Here is a 23,601-nt window from a genome sequence, read left to right as displayed (position 1 = left end):
AGCCTCCTAGGCCAGGGCCTCCACGGCAGTGCACCAGGCCGACAGATCGGGAGTCGGGTCCAGCTCGGCAGAGCGAGCCTTGGCCCGTTTAGAGACGAGCCCGTATTCGGTCTTGCTGGTCAGGAGCTTACGGATGGCCATCTCGTAGCCGTCCGCGTCGCGCAGGTCGATGAAGACGCCGGCCTCGCCGAGGGACTCGCATAGGCCCGGAGTCGGGTGCGCGATCACCGGGATGCCGCTGGCCATGGCCTCGACGCCCGCACGGCCCCAGGACTCGTAGGACGACGGCATGAGCAGGATTTTCGTCCGCCCGTAGACGGTGTCCCGCATCTCGTGGCCGCACATGTGGTCGATGACCTCGACGTTAGGCAGGTCGGGGACGATCTGCTCGCCGTATGCACCGACGACCGCGAGGAACTCGACGTCAGGCATACGTCGGGCAAGCTTCTCGAAGAGCCGGCCGCCCTTCTCCTCGTTCAGGTTGACCAGGGTGACCTTCGTGCCGGGCTTCGTCTGGTACTCGTCAGCAAAGACCGGCGGCCGGACGATGACGTCGCCCCCCGGACGGACACCCTTCGGGTACTCGACGAAGAAGAGCTCGGCTTCCCGCTTCATCCACTGGCTGTTGTAGACGGCCAGCTCGCAGCCCCCAGCCATTTCCCGGAAGGACTGGCGGTGGGTGTTGTGACAGACCACCGCAAGCGGCTTGCCGTACCCGCGGGCCAGCGCGCCAGCCGACGGCACGTTCTCCAGGTGAGAGACGACGACATCAGCTCTGCGGATGGCGGATGCAGCGTCCAGACGGGACTGAAGAGGCACCACCTGGACACCGTCGAGGTCGTAGTCGGCCTTGTCGTCCGTGTAGCGGGACAGCCACACCGACACATCGTGACCCCGCTCGACGAGCGCGCGGAGCTGGGAATGGACCATCCACTCGGCTCCGGCGTTGTGGCGCGGCGGGTAGCCGTGCAGCCGGGCGACGATCCGCATCGGCGCCCGGCCACCCCCCACGCCCGGCATCAGGAGGAGCCGCCGGCCGCCAGGTACTTGACGAAGGCCTCGACGTCACCCAGGACGAAGCCGTAGTAGGCCTCAGCCAGCAGGAGAACCAGGTTCTCCTGGAAGGCGGAGTGCACGCCGCCGTCCTCGTCGACGTAGGTCGCCTGGTCGCTGATGCGCAGGGTGATGTCCATGCCGACGCCGAAGGCGGTCTGGGACCAGTCGCCGCCGATACCGCGCAGGCCTGTGTCGATCGTGCCGGACTGGCGGCGGAGCTTGCCGGACACCGACCGGGAGTACGCGACCGGCTCGCCGACCAGGGTGCCGGCCAGGGCCGCGCCAGTGCCGGGGACCGTGGTGTCGACGAAGATCGGCCGGCCGGTGGTGTCGGTCGCACCGAGCAGGGTGGGCTTCATCCGGTGGTCCAGCAGGGTCCCGGTGTAGTCCCAGTCGTCGTCGACGGTCTCCTTCATGCCATTGACGATGTCCTTGTAGATGCCGCCGGTCGCCTGCGAGGCCGTCCCGATGGTCACTGACTTAGAGGTCTCCGCCAGGTAGTCAGGGAAGGGGCCAGTGGCGCCCTTCATCGTCTTGCCGTGGATCGCTGCTCGGTCGAAGGCCCGAGCGAACGCCGTCGGCAGATCCTTCTGGAGCTGCGTGAACAGGCCGGCCGCGTTAGACCGGGCGACCTCCATGGACACGGGGATGAGGACCGCGAGCTTCTTGCCGCTCATCGTCTTGACGTCCATGCCGCCGGAGCCCAGCGGCTTCCGCCCGGCCTGGTCGACCCAGTCAGCGGTCGGCACGTCCAGCGGAACCGGCACCGCAGTCTGCGCGGTCATGGACAGGGGCACGCGCCGGGACAGTGCCATGACGGCAGACTGCTCGACCGACTTCTCGAAGATCGGGCCGATGATCTCTTCCGGAAGGAAGATGGAGGAGAGATCCGACGTTTTGATGGGGTTCGTTGCAACCATGGAGGGCTACCTCTCTCAGCGGCCCTTCAGGGCCTTTTCCATGAGTCCGGCGAAGATTTGCGCCGGCTCGGAGGGGGTTCTGTTGCCGTTGCCCGAGGAGCCCTGGGTACGGTCCGGGGCGGGACGGCGCGGGCCGCCCTCGTCGGGACGGGCCCAGTGGGGCTTGCGCTTAAGGAGGTCGGCGAGGGCCGCGCTGATGGCGTCCTTGTCGATGACGCCGTCCTCGTCCACGAACGCGGTGAGGTCCAGTGACCCGACGGCGTCCTCCGGGTCAGCGAAGTCGCGGGCCAGAGCCTCGACCTTGGAAGCAACCGCGGCGCGGATGGCCTTCTCGGCCCGCTCCCGCTGTGCGGCGAGCTGGTCGTTGAGTCGCTCCGTCTCGGTCTTCTGGGCGTCCTCGAGCTCCTGCGCCTTAGCGGCGAGGGGTTCGAGAAGCTTCAGACGCTCGCGGAGGCTCTTCGCCTCACTGTTGGCCTTACGGATCTTCGCTTCGGCCCGCACTCGGTCGAATGGCTCCTCTCGGGAACCGTCCGCCTCCGGGGCGGCCTCAGGCTCCTGCGAGTCCTCGACTGACTGCTCGGTCTCCTCGTTTTCGGGCATGGTGAAACGGCCCTCCAGGGGCTGAGAGAAGGCCACCTCCAGGGCGGCCATGGGTTACAGAACGGGCATGTGCCCGTGGTCGGCGAGAGCCTGCCGGAACCGGTTCAGCTGATCGCCTGGATAAGGCGCGGCGTAGTCGCGGTAGAGCCGCTCCCACTCGCGCGCATGATCGGACAGCTCGAAGCGCTGCCCCTTGAACACCGGGACGATCTGGCAATGACAGTTGTCGTGGAACTTCACGACACTGGCGTCACCGGTGAACTTGCTATTGACGTCGCGACCGGCCGAACCGGCCGACTTGTACGTCAGGCCCCGGGTGGCCATGAGCTTGCAGAAGGCGCAGGCCCCGAGGGCGGCAGCGCGGGCGTAGCCCACCGCTGCGCGGTCCTGGTGCACCGCCTCCCGGACGGTGCCGCGGCCCTGGTCAGTCACCAGCTTTTGCGCGACGGCCTCGGACTTCTTCTCAGCCTGCACCAATCGGACCTCAAGCGGCTGCCGCTGCGCCTCAGTCGTGGCGGGGTCATCAGGGTCTCGCTCCCAGATGTCCTTGGTCGCCCAGCGCAGGCTGTTCCCGACCTGCTCCTCAGGCGGCGGCCCAACCAAAGGCACCGTAAAGCGCCCGGTCACGAGGGCCGCAACCCGCTCAGCCTCGTAGTAGTCGGCGGCCAGGCTGGCCGATGCGGACCCGTACTGCTCAACCAGCGCCCGGACCGCTTCGATCCACTCCGGAACGGACGCCTCGAGACGCGACGGGATGATCAAGCGACGCAGCCCTCTCATGTCACGCATTAGGAAGCGAGTCAGGCCACGCTGGGCCCGACGCTGAGCGTCGGCCGCGCGACCGCCGTCAGAGCCCGTCGGCGCCATCATCGGCCTCCGGCGCGACCTCCTGGTCGGCCGCAGTCAGGCCGGCCAGCTGCCGGACCAGCTCAGCCCCGCGAGCGCGGCGCCGCTCGGCCGCAACCCGCTGACGCTGGTCTTCGGTCAGGCCAGCCATCTCGAGGACCACGTCGCCGTCGGCAGGGAGGATCCCTGCGGCAACCATCTTCACCGCAGCGTCGGTCTGCGCTGCGATCGTCGGCGTCGCCGGGTTGCGCCACACCGTTTCGATGCGCCGCTCCTTGGCGGGCGGTTCACCGTCCCGCATCCACAGAGCAAGGCGCATGGCCTCACGATGCGTGGCGCTGAAGCGGCGGATCCGACGCTCGGCCTTCTTGACCAGCATGCCCTCGCTGGAACGGATGGCGTCTGCGCTGGCGGGATTGTCGCTGGTGTAGCCGAGCATGTGCGGAGGCAGGCCGAGTTGGGTAGCCATGATCCGCGCGTACAGGTCGATGATCTTTGTCTGCCCGGACGGATCGTGGGCCATGAACTGGCCGACCTCGGGCACGTTGCCGTCCTCGTCCCGCTCCAAAGCCAGAACGCGGCCGATATACGTCTCCCAGGCCGACTTGGCATTGCCTTCCGCATCCTGAAAAGCAGACTCGGATGCGCCGAGGATGTAGCGAGCCGGAGCCCCGAAGAACTCCGCCTGCACCTCGATACCCACCAAGCGCCGGCAAGCAGCATCCGTGATGGACATGACCTCCGGCGTGATCTCCGAACGGCCGACACGATCCGCGGTCCGCTGCCGGTTCGCCATCCGCAGAACCGGGACCATCCCCAGCTGGTGCTCGTCCCGCTCGATGACCTCCCAGCCGTTACCGGATTCGACGGCGTACACCGTCTGATCCGGCAGGTAGAGCGTGACCAGCCGGTCCTCGGGGGCCAGGCCCATGTTCAGCGCGTCGCCCTGACTCTCCCGCAGCGCAGACGTCGCGAGCCGGAGCCGGGCGTCCCAAGCCAGGGTCATGTCCAGTGGAGACTCGAACGTCACCAGCGGAGGCATGTCGCCCTCGCCTGCACCGACGGCCATGTACTCCCGACCGTAGACGAGGGCGTCCAGGTGCCCCAGGGACGCCTCATCCAGCCAGTCGTTTGCCTCGGCGATTTCCGTCAGGTCAGTGGCATCCGATCCGTCAGCCCAGCGGAAGGCCTCCAGGTCGAGGCGCTGTTCAAGTGCCTCAACACCAATCCGCGGCCAGCCGATGATCGTATGCAGGCCTTTCAACTGCGGCGGAATCGAGATCCCGAGGTCACGCACCAGCTGATCGCCGTTGAAGTAGGAGTCGAAGAGCTCCAACTTGAAGCGTGCGCTCAGGAGGTCTGACCGCAGCATCGTCAGGATTTGCTTCTCGTCATCCGACAGCGACAGCAGAGGAAGAGTGGGAGTCGTCACCGCAGCACCACCACCCGTCCCTTGCCGCGGGCCGTGGACCGCTTCGTCCAGGCCGTCGAGTTCATGACCATTCGGCGCAGCATCCGCGCGCCGATCGCACACACCGCAAGGTCGACCTTGCGGGCCGATTCGCGGTGCTCCTTGCCGATCGTGTAGCCCCAGGCGTTCGTCCGCCGGCGGGCGTTAGCGACGTGCTGCCGCAATACCTTGTGGCCGTCATGAGTCAGCTGGCGCTCCAGGACGTCCCGGTAGAAGCGGTCCACGGCTTCAGTGAACGTCTGCTGCCGTCGCCGGTCGCGCATGTCCCACATGACGGCGTGCTGGCCATGGCCGGAGGACACCGCCTTGAGCTTCAGCCGCTTGCCGTACCGCTGGGCCCAGGCGTCGATGAAGCCGTCCCAGTACCGCTCGCCGTCCGCCTCGTCGAACCCAGAGCCCGGGTCAGCGAAGAACGCGAGAGGCTTGTACGTGGCGAACGTCAGATCCACGACGCCGTCCACCTCCTCGCGGGGTACCCGCCACGGCACACCGTCAGGCCAGTTCGGAGGCTTCTGCCACACGCCGAGCGTCTGTACATGCCCGTCTGAGAGGCGGCTTGCCACGAGGCCGGTCGCATCGTCGGACTTGGATCCGTCGAAGAAGATGACGATCTCGTCGCCGGCCTGGAGCTCGATGCCCTCGTGGGGGCAGGCGTTCCATTCGTAGGGCGCCAGGAAGGCGTCCTCCGAGGCGGTGATCTGGTTGAACCAGAACCGGCGGGACCGGGACGGCGGATTGCGGACGTCCAGGATCGACGCCTTCAGCCGCTCGATGTCCAGCCACGTCGAGTCGCCTCGAACTGCTCGCAGGGTGGGTTCAATCCACTCCTCGGACAGCTTCGCCTCGGCTGGCGCTTCAAGGCTGTCGTAGAACAGCCCAACCTGGGCAGCTCGGCCAGCTTCCGCGGACTCGAAAGCCTCCCGCGTCCGCTCCGCCACCGAGTCCTCACCCGGCTCGTAGGCGTTGGTGTTCGCAAGCGTCCTGGAGTCGCCGTCGGCGGACTTGGTGGCGTTGCGCTCGATGACCGCGGCCATCTCGTGCCCGCCGTTCGACTCAACCCAGTGGTGGGTCTCGCCGAGGTTCGTGTTCGTTGGCCGGCCGCCCTCAAGGGCGCGCGGCGAACTGGTCACGGCCTCCATTCGGGCCCGGCCCTTGTCGGCGTAGATGATCTCCTTGCCGAGGTCGATCCGGTACTCCTCGATCGCCCGCTTCGTCAGGATCGACGGGAACAGGGTCATCGTGTTCCGGGTCTGGTCCTGGCTGACGGCCGCGATCTGGACCCACGCCGCTGGATGCTGCCGTCCCAGAGGCTGGCCAGGCGGAATGCCCCACTCGTTTCCCTCGTCGGCGACCTCGGCGAACCGGCACGGCCCCACGAACTCGAAGGCGGAGAAGGTCGCGATCAGGGGATCCTTCCCCCAGCCCTTCAGGCGCTGGATCACGCCGTCACGCCACACGAATCGGTTCGTGAGCGGGTCCATGGCGTACCACCACAGCGTCAGGCGGGCCTGCTCCGCCGTGTACCGCCACGGGGCTCCGGCGTAGTGCTGAAGGTAGGTGGCCGTCCAGGCCAGAGCCTGCCAACCCAGCGTGTACTCGGGGAGGATGAACTTGCCGTCCTCGCCTCGCTTCCACGTCGGGCCGATGGTGAAGGGGGTGACGACCTCCGGGACCTCGCCGTCAGCCACCGATCGAAGAGCGGTAGTCGGCGATGGCCGTCACCGACGCCGGGACCGCCTTCACGGCCGGCTTCCGCTCCAGCTCGATACGGACACGCCGGCGGTCGCCCTCCGTCGTCAGCAGGCTCGACATCACGGAGTTCAGGGCGGCGACGTACTGGCCGTTGGGAGGGCGGTCCTCCAGCAGGCCACGCGACATGAGCTCCGCCGCATACCGGGCCATCGCCCAGTCGGAAGGCTGATAGAAGGCGGCCTGGCCCGACTCGCGTAGGGACAGGTACCAGTCGGTGGCGATCGGGTGCCAGAGCTCATTCGGCTCAGGCAGTTCGGGCAGGTCAGTTGGGGTCGACGGGGCCTTGACCAGCCCAACATCGTCGGTCTTGTTGCGTCGCCGGCGCGCTTCCGAGCGCTCCGGGACGGGTCCACGAGTGCCCATGGCGACCTCCAGGGTCTGGCGCACGCCTCCGGGGCGCGCTGGGGCGGTTGGCGGCGCCGCGCGGGCGCCAGGAAAACCCGTACAGAAAGTCAGGTGCTATACGGCCCCGATCCCTAAAGGATCACCCAGGGGGATATACCCCCGGGTAACGATCATGCTGCGTGACGCTCGAAGTTGATCACCCTCGCGGCGAGCGCGGCGCCGGCCAGGGCCCTGCTCTCAGGGTCGGTCGACTGCTCGCGGATCACAGTGAGCACGTCGGTGTAGAGGCTGTCCTCCAGCCCATGCTGGTGCTCGTAGTCGGGTGCAGCGTCGGCTATGGCCTGGACGCGCTGCCGTACCTGGGCGACGTCCATCACCCCTCACCCTCGGGCTCGTCGATCCTCGTGATGGTCGCGCCTGCGTGGGCCGGCAGCGCAAGGCATGGCCCTTGCGGGTTAGACAGCACAGCCCACCCACCCTGGAAGGTGAGGGTCAGGTCTGGATCCTCGACGAGGATGTCCTCGCCCTGCTTTCCTTTGGGGTGCGTGATCAGGTAGCGGGGCACTGCCTCACCTCGCCCCTGGATGCTGCTCGGGTGGGCGCGTCCGTCCAGGTCTGGGGTTGGCTTGCTGTGCAGCGTTGCCTTCGCTGCTGCTCTTCTGGTCGTGGCAAGGTCCGCACACGCCCTGCAGGCCAGCATCGCTGTGGTCGTCTGCCTTGGCCTGGATGTGGTCGCAGAACCTGGATGGCCTGACGTTGCAGATCTTGCAGACCGGATCGCGCACCAGGATCTGGGCCCGGATCTTTGACCAGCCAGAGGGAAGCCGGCTCTTTCGATCTGAGCCCTTCCATCCGCCGCTCATTCTGCGAGTGCCCGCCGTATGCCCTCTTCGAGGGTCACCTTGGGCGTGTAGAAGTCGAGCATCCGGCTGGGGTCGCACACGCGGTGGTGGACGCCTTGTGGCGCGGAGGGCAGGTGCTTCAGCTCGGGCTGGTAGCCGGCCGCCGAGGTGACCAGGCCTGCCAGCTCGTCGAACGAGGTCGCCTTGCCAGTGCCGAGATTGACCGGGCCGTCAACGTCCTGCTCGACGGCCGCGAGGGTGGCGCCGACGAGGTCGTCGATGTGGATCCAGTCGCGGGTGCTACTGCCGTCGCCCCAGATCTCGAAGGGGTCCTGACGCTCGCGTGCCCGCCGAATGAACGCGGGGAAGGGGTAGGTCTCGTCCTGGTCTTCGCCGTAGCCGGAGAAGGGCCTGAGCACGGTCATGCGCGTACCCGCGGCCTCGGCGTACTTGCAGAGCTGCTCACCGGTGAGCTTGGCCAGACCGTAGGTGGCGTCGGGCCGGCCGCGCTGCTCGTAGTTGATGTCGGTCTCGACAAGGCGCCGGATCGGTCCGGGCTGCTGGAGAGCAACTGGGTAGGCCGCGGAGGAGCTGAAGTAGACCGCGCGGGAGACGTGGCTGCGGGCGAGCCAGCGCATGTACCAGGAGTCGAGCGCCAGGTTGGTGGCGACGCCGAGCGGCGAGCCGTCGATGCTGGCCCGGCCGCCGACGATCGCAGCGCAGTGGATGGCCAGGTCGTAGACGTCGGTGCTGTAGCGGAAGAAGTCGAGGGCGTCGGAGTGGCGGGGTTCCAGGTCGAACCCGTGAACGTCCCACCCGCGGGCTTCCATTGCGGCTTGGAGGTGTCTTCCCACGAAGCCCTTGTTGCCTGTGAGGAGGACGTCCATCAGGCGGCCTTGACCGCGCGGAAGATCGGCCAGGGCGAGCCGGAAGAGTCCAGGCGCTTGAGGCCGACCCGCTCGCACAGCTCGTCCTGTTGGGCGAGACTCCAGGTCGTGACGCTGATCCAGTCGCTGCCCTCGACCGGTTCGTCGGACACCGGCCAGTCGATGACGAGGAGCCCGTTGACGCGGACCGCGGCGCGGAGCCCTTCGATGATCTGGGCGCCGGACTCGTAGCTGTGGTGGATCAGGACGGCCAGGGAGACGACCGCGTCGGTCTTCCGCCCCAACTTGTCGGCCAGGTCAGTTCCGTCGGTGAGGAGAGTCGGCAGCTCAGGGGCGGCTTCAGTGATCCGGTCCAGCATGGCCTGGGAGCCGTCAGCTGCGGTCACCTCGTAGCCGAGCCCGGCGAGGGGGATGGCGACGCGACCGTCTCCGCAGCCGAAGTCGACGACCTTGCAGCCTGCGGGGAGGATTGTGGAGAGCAGGGCGGCCTGGTTCTCGCCGGAGATCCGGTAGGCGTCCTCACTGATCCCGCGGGTGGGGTGGATCGCCGCGGGGTCGGCCTGGTTCCAGGCTTCGATGACGCTGCCGATGGTCATGCGGTCTCCTCGATCAGCGCCCGCAGCTTCTCCAGGTCGGCCTGCAGGCCGCCGTTGTCGCGGTAGTCGTAGTAGGTGGTGGCGTCGGCGGTGGATACCTCGCTGCTGTTGCACTCGATGTAGCCGGCGTCGATGTCGGCTTTACCGTTGGCCGGGTGCATGTGCTCGAGGATGACGTCGCCGAGATAGGTGATGCGGCCCATGCCGCGACCCCAGTCCATCCACACGAGGTCGAGGCACAGGTGGATGAGGGCGGGCGGCGCCATGTAGCCGAGCGTGGTGACGATGTCGGATGTCATCGCTACCGCAGTAGCCATGATCTCGCCCTGAAGCAGGTCGTTGCCGTAGACGACGCCAGGGCCGCCGGACATGCAGATCCGGAACCGCTCGTCCCATCCGGGTGTCCGTGGGCGATGGTCGTCGCCCATGAAGGCGAGGAACCGGTAGCGGGGGGCCTCTTCAACGGCGGCGGCGTTGAGGGTGCCGCACATCCGAAGGCGAGGGCCGGGGCGCCATCGGATGTGCGGGTCGTTCAGGTTCTCCATGTGCTCGCGGTAGCCGGGCAGCATGGGGTCGTCGTCATCGACGGCGAACAGCAGGTCGGCGGTGGCGCCGGTCTGCCGCCAGCAGTCGACGATCGCGGGGACGCTGTCGGGCCGACCTCGCGTGGGCACGATCATCAGCAGGTCGTCCATGGTGCTCCTTTAGCTGACGCCGTACCACTGGCTGGCCCAACCCGTGTTGATGATCGTGGTGGTCTGCGAGGACAGAGTGAGCGAGCCCGGTAGCGACGTCTGGGACGTGAGCATGTTCGAGAAGCGCAGCGCCCCGGCGGCGAGACCCGCGTTGACGGAGATACCGGCGCCCGTGGCTTTGAGGGTCAGGGAGTTCGTCGTCCACGTGCCGTTGAGGAGTAGCGCGATGTAGTAGAAGCCCGGCGCCGCCGTGAATGGACTCGCCAACGGGAATGCCTTCGCGATGGCGTTGGCCATCAGCAGTGAAGAGATGTCCGCAGACGTCGCCTTCAGCGTGCCGGCCGAGTCGTAGACGCCCACGAAGCAGTTCGCAAGGCTGGCCCCCGCGTCGATACCGGACAGGCCCATCCACACGTTCGACCAGGTGATCTGTTCCCGGATCGGGATCCGTACCAGGGTGATCCGGCCCGCAACGCCGCCAGCGGACTGCGCGGTGACGTGGCCGGCATCGTTCGGGTCTCCGGTCCAGGCCAGCAGGTTCTGCTCCGCCGGGCTCGGTGGCCGGGTGCTGGCCGCAACGCCGCCGACCGGACCGATGTTCTCCAGCAGCATCCGCCAGGGGTAGACGCTGTTCGCGTACACCTTGCCGGAGCTCGTGCCGCTGTGGACGAGAGCGATCGTCGCGGCCCCGGCGTTGATGTGGCTGCCCGACACGGTGAACATGACGGCGCTGGTGGCCTTCGAGAACGACAGCGACGGGTAGAACTCCGGCGCCCCCTCCGCGAGCGGCGAGGACGTGCCGGATGCCCCGTACTCGGAGATGGCCCCGGCGCTCGTCAGGAGGGCGAGGTCGAGGAAGTGTGCGCCGACGTACATCATCGACAGGTGCACTCGGATCCGGTCGCCGGCCGCCGCTGGGATGCTGCACTGGAGCGGCGTACCTACTGAGCTTGTGGCGATGATCCAAGGCGATGAGGTCGCCAGGTCGGTGGTCGCCCCGTCCGTGATGCGGGCCTGCGTCACCGTAATGACGGTCCCGGACGCGCCCATCGCACCCTGCGGGCCTGTCGCTCCCGTTGCTCCGGCGGCTCCTGCGGCCCCTGCGGCTCCGGCCGCGCCCGCGGCCCCAACGTCGCCCTGCGGGCCCTGGGCTCCAGTCGCCCCAGTGGCACCCGCGGGCCCGGGATCGCCCTGGGGCCCTGCCGGGCCTGTTGCTCCGGTCGCGCCGGTAGTCCCGGGGTCGCCCTGGGGGCCGGGCTCGCCGTCCTCGCCGTCGGCTCCGTCTGCGCCCGCAGGTCCGGTCGCGCCAGTGGCTCCGGCCGCTCCAGCAGGTCCGGTGTCGCCGGTGTCTCCCTTCGCGCCCGCGGGGCCGGTGGCGCCGGTCGGGCCAGCAGGACCCTGAGGTCCCGTGGGGCCGGCAGGGCCGACTCCGCCGCTGCCAGAGCCACCTCCGGGTGCCGGGACGGGCGTGAGGTCGGCGAGGTCCACTGTTCCGGTGCCTGTGATGTTGGCCCAGAAGCCGTATCGCTGGCCGCGGGTGGGCTGAACGTCTACCCACCAACGCCAGCCGGCGGGTTCGATGCCGGCTGCATCGCACGGCAGGATCTGCACGCTGAAGTGGGCCGCGTCATCGAGGACGACAGGGCCGCCACCTGTGTAGACGGCGTTCCGGCCTGCGTCGATGAGCCGCGCCGAGGGCTTGAGGACGACCTTGCCTTTGAACGGGGTGCCCGCGACAGCCGACGGGAGGGTGCCGGTGAACGTGACGACGGGGGTGCCTGCGGGAAAGGCCATGGGGCACCTCCTCGTCAGGCGAATCAGGCGTTCAGGTAGCGCCGCCGTTCCGGATTTGAACCGGTGCTGGCCAGCATCGGCCGACGGCCATCGGCTGCCGGCGGCGTACCCGTCTTGGGGGTTAAGCGGCTCGCGCTTCAGCGGGCAGTGGAGGCGCCTCGCCGACGGTGACTTCGCCTGTCCAGTCGTCCACCGTCTTGTGTGGGAGCTCGAAGACGCTGTAGCGGACCTTGCCTCGTCCGCTGCCGTACCGCTGAATACGCCCCTCGGCGGCCCAGCGTCGAATGGTGGAGGCGGGCCGACCTGTGTAGTAGGCGGCGAGATCCTCGGGGACGAGGCCGAGTTGAGAATCCATGACCACCTCCGGGAAACACAAAGGGCCACCCGCCGGGGTGGCCCTTGGAGACATCGAAGTCAATGCAAGCACACGCTACGCTCGCTTTCGGCCATGGTCAACTAATTCGGGTCATCTAGTACCCGGCGACCATCCGTCACGGTGACGACGCTCTGGTCGGGAATGCCGTGCTGGGAGCGTAGTTGCAGAACGTGCGCCTTGAGTTCGGCGCTCATGTGGAAGTACTCGCTGCCGCGGCTCCACTGGCAGGCCTCGAACTCGCGATGCCGCTGGTGTTCCAGTGCGTAGCTGCCTGGCTCGACGGCCAGTACTTCGTCAGGCCTGAGGGCCCGCATCCGCGCGTCATACCGAGTGGTCGTGCCGATCTTCAGCAGGTCGCCGCGGCGAAGGTAGTAGACAATTCCGCCGGGGTGATCGTCGAGCAGCTTCCGGAACGTCTCGACCACGCGACGCCCTTCAGCCTCGCGACGCGCACGCTCGGCCCGCTCTTCTACGTTGCGTTGATGCCGAACGCGGCCGAGCTTCACTGCCATTGCCACAGTCTCTTCGTTGACCTCGATGCCGCCGAGTTCGTACTCCCTGAAGATGCCGAGAATCATCAGCTTCGCCGGGTCGCCGGGCGGGATGTGCTTGAGGTACTTGTTCCAGGCGGCCTGGGTCAGCCGCCGGTCGTGTTGCGGTATGAACGGTTTCCCTTGGCTCATCTGCCAATTCTCCTTTGAGGTACTGACAGTTCGGATGGCCTGCGCCACACCCGGAGCTCCGCCACACTGCCCCCATGGGCGTCTCCTTCGGCATCGCAGCTGACTCAGCACACGAATGCGCGGAGGCCTTGGCCTTGCTCGCCCTGCTCCAGCAGTTCGGCGTAGAGGTGACGGTGACGCTCCGGCCGGCGCAGGTGGGCGGTACCCGCTGGGTCGCGCGGGCCGTACCAACGCCGGAGGCCCCCGCGGGTGGCGAGGGCCTGGTCGGGCGGTAGGTCAGGTGGGCTGTATCTCGTGGCTGTGACAGAGGGCCGGCGCGATGAGCAGTCCGATCCGGTCGACTGTCCAGCGTCCCCCGGTGAGTGGTCCGGGCTGGGCCTCGTCCACTATTCGGCCGGTCCGACCTACAGCGCGCGGGTCGTCTTCGCACCTGACGATCAGCACTCGCTGGCCTGCTTGGAACATCGCAGCCTCCTTGGGGTCAGGCGCCCAGCATTCGGATCACAGGCCCCGGCCCGGACTGGGCGTCGTTCCACGCGCCGGCTGACAGGGTGTCGGGCGCTTCGGCGCGGATCCGGTCGAAGAGCGCGTCGCATGCTTCGTCTGCAAGTCGCCCCGATCCGCCTGCTGCGACTCGGATGGCGCCGATCACGCAGTATCCGACGCCAGCATGGCCGACGTAGCCGCGGATCCAGCCGCGGGTGCGGATCAGCCGGGCCGCCTCGGCGAACACCGCGTCGACGGTGCCCGGCCGGGCCGCGGGGGCAGCGGCAGGGAGTGGGTCGACAAGGATCTCGGGGATCTCGATGCCCGCGGTCCGGACGTCGTACTGGACGCCGGCGCTGTCCAGGCGCACATCCATGGCCAGCGGAGACAATGCGAGACGCTCATCGAAGGTGAGGGGGCGGCCCACCGGCGGCGCGCTGATGGTCCGCGGCTCGGCGGTGGGCCGCGACATCACTCGCCCTTGGCGGCGAGGCTGCTGGCTACGCGCCGGGCCTCTCGGGCGAAGCCCTCGTACATCTCGACGTCGTCGGCGTTGCCAGCTGAACGGGCTTCCTCCGCGTACTGGTCGGCTCGGGCAGCGGCGGCATCGTTGCCTGCGGACGTGTCCAGCGAGTGCTTCTTCATGGGGCTTCCTTTCGGGGATGTGGCTGGCGGGGGCACGGACGGCTGCAGGGCCGCCTCTTCGGTGACTTGGGCGTACCAGGCGCCGCCGACGCTCTTGCCGCCGTGCTTCTTGGTCTCGTGGGCGCGGAGCGCTTTGGTGGCGACCTTGGCGTCGCGGTAGCGGGGCTTCTCTTTGCTGCCGCAGGGGCAGGTCCAGCCGATGAGGCCGGTGGATCGGTCGGTGCCGAAGCGGGCGGCGATGGCGACCTTGAAGCGGGACACCTTCTGCGTCTTGGGCTTGGCCGGGCAGGGCTTGGAGCCAGTGAAGGATCCGTCTTTCCCCTTGGTGAAGATCTGTCCGTTGCCGTGGCAGGTGGGACAGCCCGCGTGCGTGATGCGGAGGATCGCGGCGTCTTTGCGGGAGACCGTGGTGGCCATGTACTCCTGGGCGTGGGTGGCGAGCCGAATGGCCATCCAGACGCCGGCCCGGTCGACGAGGCTGCCGGTCTTGGGGGTGCGGGCGATCGGCTTGCGGGCGCCGAGCTTCTTGCGTCGGGCGGTGGTCCGCTTGCGGGTGGTGGGCTTCTTCGGGGTGGTCTTGGTGGGCATGATCGCTCCCCCTCGTCGGGCGGCTTATGTGGTGGTATACGAGGTGCTCAGCAGGCGCTCAAGCCTGCTCCGTCGCAGGTCAGAGGTGCTCAGGCTGCCGCTCAGGAGGTGCTCACCGATCCAGTGAGCGGCGGCGTGAGCAGTGGGTTGCGCAGCTCTGACCTGCGGTTGAGCAGCCGTGAGCGGCTCTTGAGCAGTGGACGAACTAGAGCAAAGCGGTCAGCGTTTCGACCTTGTAGCCGCGCGGGTTCTTCAGGCCATCCAGATCCCCGAGGGTGACCGGCGCGTCCGCTCCGGCCTCGCGGAGCATCTTCCGCAGCCCTGAGGCGTCGAGTTCGCCATACGCGTCCGAGCTGTACCCGGCGAGCGCCTCGACGAGAGTCTCGGTGCGCATCCTGTCGACGTCGGCGTCGGCCATGACCGAGATGGCGTCCGCGATCACATTGGCGTCGCTGGCGTCCGCCGTCGCTCCGCCGTGGACGAGCTTCAGGAGCCCGGCCGCAGCCAGGGTGTCCCGGTCGAACCAGGGCCGCCCTGCCGCCTTGCGGTCGGCGACGGCCATCTTGATGTTCTGGTTGCTGTGCTCGTTCCATCCGTAGAGCAGCGGGCGAGTCAGCCCTGCGCCCTTGATGTACGACTGGCCGGCGTCGTTCTTGAGGTCCTTGTTCTGGGCGGGCTCGAGCCGGTCGGGGCGGAAGCCTGCAGCCTTGGCGCCGGAGCCGAGGACGAGCCGGATGTCCTCCTCGCGGGAGGAGAGCATGACGCGGAGGGTGAAGGAGTCGGCGATGGCGTCGCCGAGGGCGTCACTGGTGGCGTCCTGACCAGCGGCGATCGGGTAGATCCCAGACTGCTTGCCGAGGCGGAGCAGCTGAATGAAGAGTTCCTTGCCCTTCTGGCTGAGGTAGATGAACTCGTCGACGATCGGGAAGATCGCGGGATGGTCATACGTGGCGACCCAGGTGTCGCCCATGTTCAGGCGGTTACGGACCAGGTTGCGGGCCTCGGCCATCTTCACGAGGTAGCCGAGCCACTTCTCGCAGTTCTTGGTACCGCGGATGGGCGGGGCGGCCATGACACCTTCAAACTCGCGGAGGCCGTCCTTGACCGGGTCGAGGTCGAGGGCGATGGCGTTGTGGCAGGCGGTGATGACTTCGGCGAGGTCGCGGAGGACGCCGGTGGTTTTGGCTGCGCCGGACACGCCGATGACCAGGGTTCGGACGCCTTCGAGGACGAGGTCGAGAGCGCCGCCGTCCATGCAGCGGCCGTAGTTCTGCACGTGGGAGATGTCGAGACTGTTGGGCGGGTGCGGGGTGGGCTTGGGCATGTCGGCGAACGGGTTGCCGGTGACGAGGCGGAGCGTGATGTGGGCGGACTCGCTCGGGTCGGGGTCGATGAGCGTCCCGCCCTTCTTGATGTTGAAGTGCGAGTCGAGCTGGTCGGCGACCGCCGAGACCTTGCCAGCGGTGGAGCCCTTGAGAACGATGTCGACCTCGTGACCCCACCTGTGGGCACCGAGGTAACGGACGCTGCGGGTGTCGACGCCTTCGGCGTACAGGGCGCGAGAGACGCACTCCTCGACGCGGCCCGGGGAGTCGCACCAGGCGAGGGGGTAGGGCTCGTCGGACTCGGGGTTGTCCATGTCGGCGACGACCTGGCCGGGGGCGATGTCGGGGGCCCGCAGGCGGTACCGCCCGTAGGCGGTTATGGCGGTGACTGCGCTGGCGACTTCGAGGCCGGGGAGGATGGGCCAGGAGTAGTCGGCGGGGATGCCGGCCCACGCGGTGATCGCCCACCAGCCAAGGAGGTCGACGATCGGCGTGACGACCGTTGCCCAGCCGAGGAACCGCCAGCGGGCTTTGCGGGTCTGCGTGACCCGGTTCCAGTCGGTGCCGGACTTCATGCCGCCGAGGACTTCCTGGTGATCGTGTGCGCGGAGGTAGCGCCAGCCGAGGACGCAGCCCGCCTTGAAGCCGGCGCCGAACCAGACCGACCCAACCAAGGTGGCGCGGGCGGTGATCCCGATGGCCTTGCCCGTGACCGCCGCGACGACCATTGCGGCGCCGCCGGCCTTGCGGAGGACGAGCGGGTGCGAGGGCCGAACTTCGAGGACGCCCGGCGCGATGTCGTCCTCGTCGTCGGCGGGCTCGGGGGTGACGAGCTGGCCGGGGATGACCTTCGACAGGTCCCAGTCGATGGGGGTGGTGTCGATGCTCACGACTGCTCCTCGACGGCGGTGTTCTGGAGGGCGGAGTGGGAGGCGGCGGCGCGTGCGGCGATGCTGTAGCGGGGGGTGTCGTTGGGCACTCGACGGGGCGGTGTGCCGCCGTTGTTGCGACGTCCGTCGAGCTCGTCGAAGCCCTTCACGAAGCGCGGGGGCATTTGGGATTCGACCTGCGGCGGAGCATCCGCTGAGGCGGCCTTCATTCGGGCCTGCGCTTCGCGGCTGCTGGCCTCCAGCTCGGGCCAGATTCCGACCACCTTGGAGCCGGTGACGCGGTACCAGGCTTCGCCCCAGATCTGGTCGGTGACGAACTGGAGTCCGCGGGCCGAACGCATGGCCTCAGCCACGTCCCACACCTTCGCGTGGGCCTTCTGCCGGTCGGTGTCCTTGCGTTCCTGCTCGGCCATCGCGGAGTGCTCCGCTGCTCGCTTCTCCTGGGCGCGGAGATCTTCGGCGGCCTTCTTCTCGGCGGTTCGGTTCGCCGCTTCCCTTGCCGCAGTCGCGGCGGCCTTCGCTGCATCACGGCGCTCACGCCAGGAGGGGATGCCGTCACGCTTCTGCGCGATGCCGTGCTCGTAGGCCATGAGGACGACCGGACCGCCGAGGGACGCGAGGGCGCCGACGATGCCCGCCTCGATTCCGATGGTCGGGTCGGTGTTGCCGTGCCACAGGTTGACGGCGGCTGCGATATGGGCGGCGGCCATGATGCCGATGCGGTAGGGGCGGACGTCCCGGCGGTGGGCAATGGCCCAGGCGCCACCGAGGGCGAGGACCAGGGCAAGGCCTTCGAGGAGCAGCGGGGCGGCGACCATGAACGGCTTGTCGTCGCTGTAGAAGGCCATGAGCTGGAGCGGCAGGGCGATGATCAGGCTGATGAGGTAGATGCCGCGGGCCGACCACTTCCAGGCAGCTGCGGTGCGGCGCTCTTCTACGGCCCGCCCGTCTTCGTCGCGGACCTTCCGCTCAGCTGCGGCTTCGGTCTCTTCAGCCTCGGCCTTGACCTTCGCCGTAGCCGCGAGCAGTTCGGCCATCTTCTTCTCGTGGACCGCCTTATCGGCTTCCACCCGAAGTGCGGCCCGCTCGTTGAGGATCCGCTGCTTGTCGGCCTCGACCTGCGCCGCGATCTCGGCAGCCTTGGCCTCGCCCTCGGCCTTGATGCGCACGGCGTTGGCGTCCGCCTCGGCCTGGGTACGGATCGCTTCGGCCTTGGCGAGGGCGACAGGGTCGAACCGCGGCTCGGTGTACGTGTCTACGGGCCGGCCGTTGACGTGGTCGAGGGAGGCGGTCATGACGGCTGTCCTTCCTTGGTGGTGCGGTCCCATCCCTTGTGGAACTCGCGGACGAACTCTTCGGTGATGTGGGCGCCGAGGCTGGCGCCGATGGAGGGCAGTCCGGTCCGGATGCTGATCTCCAGTTCGGTACGGACTGCCCATGTGGCGAGCATGTTGACGATGGGGCGGAGGCTGCGGATCACAAGGACCAGCAGCCCCAGCAGGAGGAGAGCGGCGCCGACGAGGAGGCGGGTCACGCACACCCGGACCCAACGGCCGGCTCGGCGCCAGCGCGACGGCTGCGCGGTGATCAGGTAGGCGTGCATGGCTGGCCTCCTACTGGACGGCGGTGGCGGCCGTCGTGCCCTGCTCGTCGTCTTCGTCCTCGTAGTCCGCGTCGCAGATCGGGCACTCGACCGACTTCCAGATCTCGTCCGAGGCCCACTTCACGTGGAGGACCCAGCCGGTCACGTCGAGAGCGAAGTGCAGGTAGAAAAAGACGAGGAGGGGCCACATCCAGTTCGGCGGCGTGGTCCCGTTGATCACCCACGGCAGGTGGATGATGGCGATGTAGGCGGCGCCGAGCCACTGGTGGTGGCCACGGACGAGGAGAACCTCGCGGGGGTGGCGGGGAAGGTCGCGCCAGAAAGCGATCACGTCGGCGAGCGGGCGGGGCATACGCATGGCGGACTCCTCAGGCGGCGTAGGGCAGGTCGATGTCGGCGGAGGTCTGCAGGAACTCGTGGACCTGGACCACGGCGACAAGCTGGACGGCTTCGGCATTGAGCTGCTGCAGGGTCTTGTGCTCGTACCAGGCGTCCTCGGTCTCGGCCTGGATCAGGGTCAGGTGCGACACGGCGGTGGTCCTTCCGGCGGTCAGGCGGGGTGGGGGTTAGCGGAGCTTGTCGGCGGCGGCCTTGAACTCGTCGTTCGTGGCGCCCTCGGCCTGGGCGCCCTGGAGCATGGCGTGGGCGGTCTGCAGGTTCTGCAGGCTCGGGTTCTCGATGGCGTGGCGGGCGGCCTCGGCAGCGATCGCGGCAGCGGTGGGATTGGACATGGCTGAGCTCCTTCGGTGGTCAGGCGGGGGTGGGGTCAGGCGGTGGGGCGGGGCATGGCGCGGCAGGTCTCGGCGTGGTCCTGGGCCCACTTGCGGGCCTCCGTGTCGGCCTTGGAGCCGCTGGTCCGGTCCGTGTACCGGCCCTTCGTGGAGTCCCAGACCAAGCGGACCCAGTCCGCCTTGGTGTCCTTGCCGCAGCCGGTGCAGGACGCGACCGTCGCTCCGACCTCGTCTCCGTGGTAGAAGCGCGGCGTGTGGGTCAGGTCGACGGTGGCCTCGGTGACGGTCAGGTAGCGGGCGATGACGCCCTCGGGCCAGGTGGTTTCAGGCATGGCTGTGCTCCTCGGTTGGTCGTGCCGGGAGGGTGGGGTTTAGCGGGGCGTCTTGCAGCAGTGGCAGCGGCGGACGTCGCGGGCACCGTTCCAGGTGTCGCAGTGACGGCACCGCCAGCGGGCGAGAATCCTGGTCACCGGTGGGTGTGCTGCTGGCCGGTACCGAGGGCGCCGCGGTCGTCCGCGTAGTGGTGACCCTGCGGGTCCGAGCGCTGGGACTGCGCGGCCTCGTAGTCGCGGCTGCAGGTCTGGGCCGTGGCCGGCTGGTCGACGATGCTGTGGCCCGACTGGGCGGAGGCGCTCACCGCTTTTGCCCATCGGCGTCCAGGCTGGCGAGGAGCTGCCGCAGGGCGGTCTCGAGCTGTGTGGCGGCCCGGAGCACAGCGAACGTCGAGTGGATGTTCGCGGCCTGCTGCTCGCGCAGCACCTCCCGTGCGCTCTCGACGCTGAAGTCGACGGAGTAGACCGGGGTGTCGCCGCCGGGCTCGCGGAGCGGGGTGTAGTCGCTCATGCCGACACGCCCTCGAGCATCGGGCTGACCTCGACGTCGAACGGCGTCGGCAGCGGCGACATCTCCAGCCGGTACGCCTGAGCCGTCAGGTAGCGGGTGAAGAAGTCCACCTCGAAGTCGCCCAGGTTCGGCGACAGCATCACGACGATGCGGGAACCTCGGACCACCGTGCAGCCGAAGAAGTCCGGGTCGGTGATCTCGGAGGTGATGACCTCGACATGCAGCTCGGCCGTGAGCTCGGCGAGCGGGGTGTCGAAGACGAAGTCGAGCGTGGGGCGGTCGCCGGGGACGAGCCGCAGGGGCGTCACCGGGAGGGCCGGGGTGAAGCGAGGCAGGGTAGAGCTAAGCTGTGTGGCATCCATCAGGGGTCCTCTCAAAGATCCTGGTGGCAGGACTGGCCGGCGATGTAGGAGTCACTGGCCAGTCCGTTTTTTGTTGTGGGGCGGGCCGCTCGCGGCCGAGGCCGGTAGGAGTGAGCGGCAATTCCAAGCGCTGCTTGGAACCGCTGAGTAAGACAGTAGGGCGCCGCCGAACCCACGTCAAGCAACTGCTTGAAGTGGTCGGAATTCGCCCTTACTCTCGGGTCATGACCGAAGCCCTCGACACCGCGACCAAGTCCCTGATCAGTGCACTCACGGCCATCAGTGATGACGTAGAGCGGTACGAGGCTGCCGAGAAGCTGAAGGCTCGGATCGACCGAGAGGTCAAGCAGGTGAAGGCCGAGGTCGCGAAGTCCCTCTACGACGGACGCTCCTGGGCGGCGGTCGGCCGGATGCTCGGCGTCACCGGCTCGCGGGCTGAACAGATCTCCCGCGCCGCTAGATAAGGCTCTGATCTCCATGCCTTGAGTCAACTCGGCCAGGGTGTGGCTGACGATGCACTGCCGCCGCAGCCAGCCTGCGGCGATCATGCAGTGATTGTGCAGGTCGAATGACACGAGACCGCGAGGGCGACATTGTGGAAGTCATCGACACGTGGACCGGACGGGCCGCATGCCAACTCCAGGCCGCACATCGAATGAGCGGTGAGGCGTTCGCCCGTCGGCTCGGTGTCGCACCCCGGACCGTGGCGAGCTGGCACGCGAACCCCGAAGTGGTGCCGGTGAATGAGATCCAGTCCGCCTTGGACACCCTCCTCGAGAAGGCCCCTGCCCCTGTGCGCTTACGCTTTGCCCGCCTAGCCCAGCCACCCCTCGACACCACGGCCCAGGCTCTACGTATCGCCATCGCCGTCGTTCTCCGTGGCGCCGAAGTCCTCCTCGTCCAGCGACGGGACGGCGGAGACCTGCACTGGCAGTTCCCCGCCGGCATGGTCAAGCCCGGGGCCGACCCCGCAGTTGTGGCCGTCGCGGAGACCCGCGCCGAGACCGGCGTTCACTGCGCAGTTCGCGAACCGCTCGGCTCCCGCGTGCACCCCAAGACTGGGGTCCACGCGTCATACCTGCTCTGCGACCACCTCATGGGCGAGGCCACCAACCTGGACGCCGCCGAGAACGCGGAGGCCGCCTTCGTGCCGATCACCAGCCTGACCCGCTTCATCCAGCCGGACCGGATCTACCGGCCCGTCCTCGACGCCCTGGGGGTATCCGAATGACCGAGACGACGACTGATCAGGGAATCTCCACCGCGATCATTACGGACGCCGGACGTGTCTTGATGATCAGGAGGCGGGAGCGGGAGGGCAAGCTGCTCTGGGCATTCCCGGGGGGTGGCATCGAGGACGGCGAGACGCCGGAGCAGGCCGCGGTGCGGGAGACCTCCGAGGAGGTCGACCTGGAGGTGAAGGTGATCAAGCCGCTGGGCGAACGAGTACACCCGCAGACCGGCCGGCACATGTCCTACGTGGCGTGCGAGGTCGTCGGTGGGGAGGCCCGGGTCGCCGACGAGGAGGAACTCGCTGAGGTCGCATGGATCCGACTGGAGGAGATCCCCACCTACGTGCCTTGGGGGCTGTTCGGTCCTGTGCAGGACTACCTGGAAGAGGTGTTGGTGCCGTGACGCATCAGCCCTGGATGCCTGACCCTGGGCGCACTGGCCTCTACCGCCTCTTCGACGCTTCCGGCGTGCTGATCTACATCGGGATCGCGACGAAACCAGAGGAGCGCATCAAGGTGCACCGCTGGGAGAAGCCCAAGCCCTGGCGCCACGACATCGCTTCGCACACCGTCGAGTGGTTCGACACGCGGATTGAGGCCGAGGCCGCCGAGAAGTCTTCGATCAGGGCGGAACTGCCACTGCACAACCGCCGGCATCACCCCGCCTACGACGACGCTCCGTGGAGTAGCCGCACGCAGGCAGCCTGACCCCAAACGCGCGACTGCCCCCACAGCCTGAGCTGTGGGGGCTTCTTCATGCCGCGGACCTTTCCGCCATGGGCAGCTGCAGCACCTCGGCATGCCCGTACTGCCGCTCGCACCCGGGACACCGCACTCCTGGCGTGTCGAGGGTGACCTTGAGGACGGTGCCGCAGGGGCAGGCGACGGGTATCCGGCGGGGTGGCTTCTCGCCTCCGACGATGGCCTCGCACTCGGCGCGGAGCCGGCGCACGTCCTGGGCGAGTTCGAAGACGGCCTCGTGCGCGTCGCAGAACCACGGGACTTGGGCCCGCAGGAACGCGACGGCCCCGTCGACGGTCTGCTGCACGTCGCCGCGGAACGGCGCCGGATCCCAGCCGAGGGTCTCCCGTGCGTCCCGTTCCCAGGTGGTGACAACTCCCTCGATGCCGCCGCGGGCCCGAAGATCGAGCACCCTCTCGTTGACCGGCAGGGGCGCGGTCCTGCTGCCAGACCGGCCGGAGTCTCCCCGCCGGCCGGGGGCGAGGTGCTGCTCGAGCTCGCGGTACAGGCGGGGCAAGGCGGCCAGGCCCTCATCGAGGCGGGCCTCACACCCCGGATGGACGCGGACGGTGGACGGGTTCCGGCAGATGGCGCAGGCGCTGATGGCGTTCACGGCTGAGCTCCTTGTGCGGGGCGGGTCAGGCGGTGGGCGGCTGCGGCTTGTCACACGGCTCGGGCGCCATGGCGATCCAGACTTCGGCGTGGACTTCCGGTCCGCCGTCGTAGCTGATGCTCCGGAGGAAGGGCGTGAGGTCGTTCCAGGTGGTGACGACGAGACCGTCGCAGTCGGGGCAGATGCCGGGTTCGTCCATGCGGTCAGGCATCGGGGGTCTCCTTCGGCGGCTCGAGCGCGGCGAGGATGTGTGCTTCGGCGATGCGGAGTCCGGCGGCGATGGCTGCGTGTTCGTTGCTGCTGCGGTGGCGGTCGGCGTCGTGCGCTTCGTCGGCTTTCGTCTCGTGGGCGGTGATGCTGGCGCGGATGAGGTCGAGGGCGGGGTGGGTGCTGGGGCTAACGAGGGCGAGGACGGCGTCGACTGCGATGGGCCGGCCTTCGACGGGAAGCCAGTAGTTGGCGTCGTTGAGGGCTTGGCCGACGGCGTCGATGGCCCGGTCGCGGAGGGTGAGCTCGTCGGCGTTCACAGGTACCTCCCGGGTGGTGTGATCGTTTCGATGTGCAGGTCGTCGTCGCCGATGGGGACTCGCTGTCGCCATCCGCCGCTGGCCCGCCCGGACTCGGGGTCGATCCACCTGGGGCATGTCGCCCAGACTCGGGGTTGGGCCGCGGGGGCCGG

35 protein-coding genes are annotated in these 23,601 nt (G+C 68.3%); 5 read left to right on the top strand and 30 right to left on the bottom strand.

The annotated features are described in order from the left end of the window. Nucleotides 1-6: 6 nt before the first annotated feature. The 15 genes from OG730_RS35030 to OG730_RS34960 all read right to left on the bottom strand — a co-directional run bounded on the left by OG730_RS35030 (nucleotide 7) and on the right by OG730_RS34960 (nucleotide 12,911). Nucleotides 7-990 (bottom strand): glycosyltransferase family 4 protein, encoded by a 984-nt coding sequence (locus OG730_RS35030; protein ID WP_327307996.1) that lies wholly within the window; start codon nucleotides 988-990, stop codon nucleotides 7-9. Nucleotides 991-1,019: 29 nt separating this feature from the next. Continuing rightward, on the bottom strand, nucleotides 1,020-1,976 hold the full coding sequence (locus OG730_RS35025) for a phage major capsid protein (RefSeq protein WP_327307995.1): 957 nt from the start codon (nucleotides 1,974-1,976) through the stop codon (nucleotides 1,020-1,022). A 15-nt stretch (nucleotides 1,977-1,991) separates the two neighbouring features. Then, nucleotides 1,992-2,576 carry a hypothetical protein gene (locus tag OG730_RS35020; protein WP_327307994.1) on the bottom strand — a complete coding sequence of 195 codons (585 nt, stop codon included), beginning with the start codon at nucleotides 2,574-2,576 and terminating at the stop codon, nucleotides 1,992-1,994. 54 nt (nucleotides 2,577-2,630) lie between these two features. Then, on the bottom strand, nucleotides 2,631-3,443 hold the full coding sequence (locus tag OG730_RS35015; RefSeq protein WP_442815231.1) for a VG15 protein: 813 nt from the start codon (nucleotides 3,441-3,443) through the stop codon (nucleotides 2,631-2,633). Beyond that, complete coding sequence (locus tag OG730_RS35010) at nucleotides 3,424-4,854, bottom strand: phage portal protein (protein WP_327307992.1); 1,431 nt, start codon at nucleotides 4,852-4,854, stop codon at nucleotides 3,424-3,426. Before OG730_RS35010 ends, OG730_RS35015 begins: the two co-directional genes overlap by 20 nt. Then, nucleotides 4,851-6,581: a terminase large subunit domain-containing protein gene (locus tag OG730_RS35005; RefSeq protein ID WP_327307991.1), complete on the bottom strand. Its 1,731-nt coding sequence runs from the start codon at nucleotides 6,579-6,581 to the stop codon at nucleotides 4,851-4,853. Before OG730_RS35005 ends, OG730_RS35010 begins: the two co-directional genes overlap by 4 nt. Continuing rightward, the gene (locus tag OG730_RS35000; RefSeq protein WP_327307990.1) at nucleotides 6,574-7,032 is read right to left on the bottom strand and encodes a phage terminase small subunit; all 459 of its coding nucleotides are present in this window, start codon (nucleotides 7,030-7,032) and stop codon (nucleotides 6,574-6,576) included. The genes OG730_RS35005 and OG730_RS35000 overlap by 8 nt, the downstream gene beginning before the upstream one ends. A 128-nt stretch (nucleotides 7,033-7,160) precedes the next feature. Next, the gene (locus OG730_RS34995) at nucleotides 7,161-7,364 is read right to left on the bottom strand and encodes a hypothetical protein (protein ID WP_327307989.1); all 204 of its coding nucleotides are present in this window, start codon (nucleotides 7,362-7,364) and stop codon (nucleotides 7,161-7,163) included. After that, nucleotides 7,364-7,555 carry a hypothetical protein gene (locus tag OG730_RS34990; protein WP_327307988.1) on the bottom strand — a complete coding sequence of 64 codons (192 nt, stop codon included), beginning with the start codon at nucleotides 7,553-7,555 and terminating at the stop codon, nucleotides 7,364-7,366. Before OG730_RS34990 ends, OG730_RS34995 begins: the two co-directional genes overlap by 1 nt. A gap of 294 nt (nucleotides 7,556-7,849) precedes the next feature. Continuing rightward, on the bottom strand, nucleotides 7,850-8,719 hold the full coding sequence (locus OG730_RS34985; protein ID WP_327307987.1) for an NAD-dependent epimerase/dehydratase family protein: 870 nt from the start codon (nucleotides 8,717-8,719) through the stop codon (nucleotides 7,850-7,852). Further along, nucleotides 8,719-9,315: a class I SAM-dependent methyltransferase gene (locus OG730_RS34980; RefSeq protein ID WP_327307986.1), complete on the bottom strand. Its 597-nt coding sequence runs from the start codon at nucleotides 9,313-9,315 to the stop codon at nucleotides 8,719-8,721. Before OG730_RS34980 ends, OG730_RS34985 begins: the two co-directional genes overlap by 1 nt. After that, complete coding sequence (locus OG730_RS34975; RefSeq protein WP_327307985.1) at nucleotides 9,312-10,010, bottom strand: glycosyltransferase family 2 protein; 699 nt, start codon at nucleotides 10,008-10,010, stop codon at nucleotides 9,312-9,314. Before OG730_RS34975 ends, OG730_RS34980 begins: the two co-directional genes overlap by 4 nt. A gap of 9 nt (nucleotides 10,011-10,019) precedes the next feature. Beyond that, complete coding sequence (locus OG730_RS34970) at nucleotides 10,020-11,033, bottom strand: hypothetical protein (protein ID WP_327307984.1); 1,014 nt, start codon at nucleotides 11,031-11,033, stop codon at nucleotides 10,020-10,022. 892 nt (nucleotides 11,034-11,925) lie between these two features. Continuing rightward, nucleotides 11,926-12,159: a DNA-binding protein gene (locus tag OG730_RS34965; RefSeq protein ID WP_327307983.1), complete on the bottom strand. Its 234-nt coding sequence runs from the start codon at nucleotides 12,157-12,159 to the stop codon at nucleotides 11,926-11,928. Nucleotides 12,160-12,260: 101 nt separating this feature from the next. Further along, the gene (locus OG730_RS34960) at nucleotides 12,261-12,911 is read right to left on the bottom strand and encodes a GIY-YIG nuclease family protein (protein WP_327307982.1); all 651 of its coding nucleotides are present in this window, start codon (nucleotides 12,909-12,911) and stop codon (nucleotides 12,261-12,263) included. A gap of 26 nt (nucleotides 12,912-12,937) precedes the next feature. On the opposite strand from OG730_RS34960, the gene OG730_RS34955 reads away from it, so the two are divergent. Then, complete coding sequence (locus OG730_RS34955; protein ID WP_327307981.1) at nucleotides 12,938-13,138, top strand: hypothetical protein; 201 nt, start codon at nucleotides 12,938-12,940, stop codon at nucleotides 13,136-13,138. Nucleotides 13,139-13,344: 206 nt separating this feature from the next. Here OG730_RS34955 and OG730_RS34950 read toward each other — a convergent pair whose 3' ends face one another. From OG730_RS34950 to OG730_RS34895, 12 genes are all read right to left on the bottom strand, one after another. After that, complete coding sequence (locus OG730_RS34950) at nucleotides 13,345-13,821, bottom strand: DUF6197 family protein (protein WP_327307980.1); 477 nt, start codon at nucleotides 13,819-13,821, stop codon at nucleotides 13,345-13,347. Further along, nucleotides 13,821-14,582 carry a hypothetical protein gene (locus OG730_RS34945; RefSeq protein ID WP_327307979.1) on the bottom strand — a complete coding sequence of 254 codons (762 nt, stop codon included), beginning with the start codon at nucleotides 14,580-14,582 and terminating at the stop codon, nucleotides 13,821-13,823. Before OG730_RS34945 ends, OG730_RS34950 begins: the two co-directional genes overlap by 1 nt. 205 nt (nucleotides 14,583-14,787) lie before the next feature. Beyond that, the gene (locus OG730_RS34940; RefSeq protein WP_327307978.1) at nucleotides 14,788-16,797 is read right to left on the bottom strand and encodes a hypothetical protein; all 2,010 of its coding nucleotides are present in this window, start codon (nucleotides 16,795-16,797) and stop codon (nucleotides 14,788-14,790) included. Then, complete coding sequence (locus OG730_RS34935) at nucleotides 16,794-18,092, bottom strand: SPFH domain-containing protein (RefSeq protein WP_327307977.1); 1,299 nt, start codon at nucleotides 18,090-18,092, stop codon at nucleotides 16,794-16,796. The genes OG730_RS34940 and OG730_RS34935 overlap by 4 nt, the downstream gene beginning before the upstream one ends. Then, nucleotides 18,089-18,400, bottom strand: a complete 312-nt coding sequence (locus OG730_RS34930) for a hypothetical protein (RefSeq protein ID WP_327307976.1) — start codon at nucleotides 18,398-18,400, stop codon at nucleotides 18,089-18,091. Before OG730_RS34930 ends, OG730_RS34935 begins: the two co-directional genes overlap by 4 nt. A 10-nt stretch (nucleotides 18,401-18,410) precedes the next feature. Further along, entirely contained in the window at nucleotides 18,411-18,758 is a 348-nt protein-coding gene (locus OG730_RS34925) for a hypothetical protein (protein WP_327307975.1), read from the bottom strand. A 10-nt stretch (nucleotides 18,759-18,768) separates the two neighbouring features. Then, complete coding sequence (locus OG730_RS34920) at nucleotides 18,769-18,930, bottom strand: hypothetical protein (protein ID WP_327307974.1); 162 nt, start codon at nucleotides 18,928-18,930, stop codon at nucleotides 18,769-18,771. A 36-nt stretch (nucleotides 18,931-18,966) separates the two neighbouring features. Then, nucleotides 18,967-19,131, bottom strand: coding sequence for a hypothetical protein (locus OG730_RS34915; RefSeq protein WP_327307973.1), 165 nt, complete (start codon nucleotides 19,129-19,131; stop codon nucleotides 18,967-18,969). Between the two features lie 35 nt (nucleotides 19,132-19,166). Continuing rightward, entirely contained in the window at nucleotides 19,167-19,463 is a 297-nt protein-coding gene (locus OG730_RS34910) for a hypothetical protein (protein WP_327307972.1), read from the bottom strand. 134 nt (nucleotides 19,464-19,597) lie between these two features. Then, nucleotides 19,598-19,768 (bottom strand): hypothetical protein, encoded by a 171-nt coding sequence (locus OG730_RS34905; protein WP_327307971.1) that lies wholly within the window; start codon nucleotides 19,766-19,768, stop codon nucleotides 19,598-19,600. After that, nucleotides 19,765-19,974 (bottom strand): hypothetical protein, encoded by a 210-nt coding sequence (locus OG730_RS34900; protein ID WP_327307970.1) that lies wholly within the window; start codon nucleotides 19,972-19,974, stop codon nucleotides 19,765-19,767. Before OG730_RS34900 ends, OG730_RS34905 begins: the two co-directional genes overlap by 4 nt. Further along, nucleotides 19,971-20,336, bottom strand: a complete 366-nt coding sequence (locus tag OG730_RS34895; RefSeq protein ID WP_327307969.1) for a hypothetical protein — start codon at nucleotides 20,334-20,336, stop codon at nucleotides 19,971-19,973. The genes OG730_RS34900 and OG730_RS34895 overlap by 4 nt, the downstream gene beginning before the upstream one ends. A 224-nt stretch (nucleotides 20,337-20,560) precedes the next feature. Between OG730_RS34895 and OG730_RS34890 the strand changes: the two genes are divergently transcribed. The 4 genes from OG730_RS34890 (at nucleotide 20,561) to OG730_RS34875 (ending at nucleotide 22,276) form a co-directional block, all read left to right on the top strand. Beyond that, nucleotides 20,561-20,800, top strand: a complete 240-nt coding sequence (locus OG730_RS34890; protein ID WP_327307968.1) for a hypothetical protein — start codon at nucleotides 20,561-20,563, stop codon at nucleotides 20,798-20,800. 329 nt (nucleotides 20,801-21,129) lie between these two features. Further along, nucleotides 21,130-21,567 carry an NUDIX hydrolase gene (locus tag OG730_RS34885; RefSeq protein WP_327307967.1) on the top strand — a complete coding sequence of 146 codons (438 nt, stop codon included), beginning with the start codon at nucleotides 21,130-21,132 and terminating at the stop codon, nucleotides 21,565-21,567. Then, nucleotides 21,564-21,971, top strand: coding sequence for an NUDIX hydrolase (locus OG730_RS34880; protein ID WP_327307966.1), 408 nt, complete (start codon nucleotides 21,564-21,566; stop codon nucleotides 21,969-21,971). The genes OG730_RS34885 and OG730_RS34880 overlap by 4 nt, the downstream gene beginning before the upstream one ends. After that, the gene (locus tag OG730_RS34875; RefSeq protein ID WP_327307965.1) at nucleotides 21,881-22,276 is read left to right on the top strand and encodes a GIY-YIG nuclease family protein; all 396 of its coding nucleotides are present in this window, start codon (nucleotides 21,881-21,883) and stop codon (nucleotides 22,274-22,276) included. The genes OG730_RS34880 and OG730_RS34875 overlap by 91 nt, the downstream gene beginning before the upstream one ends. 46 nt (nucleotides 22,277-22,322) lie before the next feature. Here the strand turns inward: OG730_RS34875 and OG730_RS34870 are convergent, their stop codons facing one another. The 3 genes from OG730_RS34870 to OG730_RS34860 are packed head-to-tail and all read right to left on the bottom strand — an operon-like array spanning nucleotide 22,323 to nucleotide 23,449. Beyond that, a complete protein-coding gene (locus tag OG730_RS34870; RefSeq protein ID WP_327307964.1) occupies nucleotides 22,323-22,922 on the bottom strand; it encodes a hypothetical protein in 600 nt (199 codons plus the stop codon). Between the two features lie 25 nt (nucleotides 22,923-22,947). Further along, nucleotides 22,948-23,133, bottom strand: coding sequence for a hypothetical protein (locus OG730_RS34865; RefSeq protein ID WP_327307963.1), 186 nt, complete (start codon nucleotides 23,131-23,133; stop codon nucleotides 22,948-22,950). Then, nucleotides 23,126-23,449, bottom strand: coding sequence for a hypothetical protein (locus OG730_RS34860; RefSeq protein ID WP_327307962.1), 324 nt, complete (start codon nucleotides 23,447-23,449; stop codon nucleotides 23,126-23,128). The genes OG730_RS34865 and OG730_RS34860 overlap by 8 nt, the downstream gene beginning before the upstream one ends. Nucleotides 23,450-23,601: the final 152 nt, after the last annotated feature.

This window comes from Streptomyces sp. NBC_01298 (genome assembly GCF_035978755.1).
Taxonomy (GTDB): Bacteria; Actinomycetota; Actinomycetes; order Streptomycetales; family Streptomycetaceae; genus Streptomyces.
Note: the sequence above shows the minus strand (reverse complement) of the source record. Positions and strands in the feature narration are given on the sequence as shown.

Bases quoted from the DNA above. Each gene is read 5' to 3' on its own strand.
- OG730_RS35030 (WP_327307996.1), bottom strand. From the start codon at position 990: ATGCGGATCGTCGCCCGGCTGCACGGCTACCCGCCGCGCCACAACGCC.
- OG730_RS35025 (WP_327307995.1), bottom strand. From the start codon at position 1,976: ATGGTTGCAACGAACCCCATCAAAACGTCGGATCTCTCCTCCATCTTC.
- OG730_RS35020 (WP_327307994.1), bottom strand. From the start codon at position 2,576: ATGCCCGAAAACGAGGAGACCGAGCAGTCAGTCGAGGACTCGCAGGAG.
- OG730_RS35015 (WP_442815231.1), bottom strand. From the start codon at position 3,443: ATGGCGCCGACGGGCTCTGACGGCGGTCGCGCGGCCGACGCTCAGCGT.
- OG730_RS34995 (WP_327307989.1), bottom strand. From the start codon at position 7,364: ATGGACGTCGCCCAGGTACGGCAGCGCGTCCAGGCCATAGCCGACGCT.
- OG730_RS34985 (WP_327307987.1), bottom strand. From the start codon at position 8,719: ATGGACGTCCTCCTCACAGGCAACAAGGGCTTCGTGGGAAGACACCTC.
- OG730_RS34980 (WP_327307986.1), bottom strand. From the start codon at position 9,315: ATGACCATCGGCAGCGTCATCGAAGCCTGGAACCAGGCCGACCCCGCG.
- OG730_RS34975 (WP_327307985.1), bottom strand. From the start codon at position 10,010: ATGGACGACCTGCTGATGATCGTGCCCACGCGAGGTCGGCCCGACAGC.
- OG730_RS34965 (WP_327307983.1), bottom strand. From the start codon at position 12,159: ATGGATTCTCAACTCGGCCTCGTCCCCGAGGATCTCGCCGCCTACTAC.
- OG730_RS34955 (WP_327307981.1), top strand. From the start codon at position 12,938: ATGGGCGTCTCCTTCGGCATCGCAGCTGACTCAGCACACGAATGCGCG.
- OG730_RS34950 (WP_327307980.1), bottom strand. From the start codon at position 13,821: ATGTCGCGGCCCACCGCCGAGCCGCGGACCATCAGCGCGCCGCCGGTG.
- OG730_RS34945 (WP_327307979.1), bottom strand. From the start codon at position 14,582: ATGCCCACCAAGACCACCCCGAAGAAGCCCACCACCCGCAAGCGGACC.
- OG730_RS34935 (WP_327307977.1), bottom strand. From the start codon at position 18,092: ATGACCGCCTCCCTCGACCACGTCAACGGCCGGCCCGTAGACACGTAC.
- OG730_RS34930 (WP_327307976.1), bottom strand. From the start codon at position 18,400: ATGCACGCCTACCTGATCACCGCGCAGCCGTCGCGCTGGCGCCGAGCC.
- OG730_RS34925 (WP_327307975.1), bottom strand. From the start codon at position 18,758: ATGCGTATGCCCCGCCCGCTCGCCGACGTGATCGCTTTCTGGCGCGAC.
- OG730_RS34915 (WP_327307973.1), bottom strand. From the start codon at position 19,131: ATGTCCAATCCCACCGCTGCCGCGATCGCTGCCGAGGCCGCCCGCCAC.
- OG730_RS34910 (WP_327307972.1), bottom strand. From the start codon at position 19,463: ATGCCTGAAACCACCTGGCCCGAGGGCGTCATCGCCCGCTACCTGACC.
- OG730_RS34900 (WP_327307970.1), bottom strand. From the start codon at position 19,974: ATGAGCGACTACACCCCGCTCCGCGAGCCCGGCGGCGACACCCCGGTC.
- OG730_RS34895 (WP_327307969.1), bottom strand. From the start codon at position 20,336: ATGGATGCCACACAGCTTAGCTCTACCCTGCCTCGCTTCACCCCGGCC.
- OG730_RS34890 (WP_327307968.1), top strand. From the start codon at position 20,561: ATGACCGAAGCCCTCGACACCGCGACCAAGTCCCTGATCAGTGCACTC.
- OG730_RS34880 (WP_327307966.1), top strand. From the start codon at position 21,564: ATGACCGAGACGACGACTGATCAGGGAATCTCCACCGCGATCATTACG.
- OG730_RS34875 (WP_327307965.1), top strand. From the start codon at position 21,881: ATGGATCCGACTGGAGGAGATCCCCACCTACGTGCCTTGGGGGCTGTT.
- OG730_RS34865 (WP_327307963.1), bottom strand. From the start codon at position 23,133: ATGCCTGACCGCATGGACGAACCCGGCATCTGCCCCGACTGCGACGGT.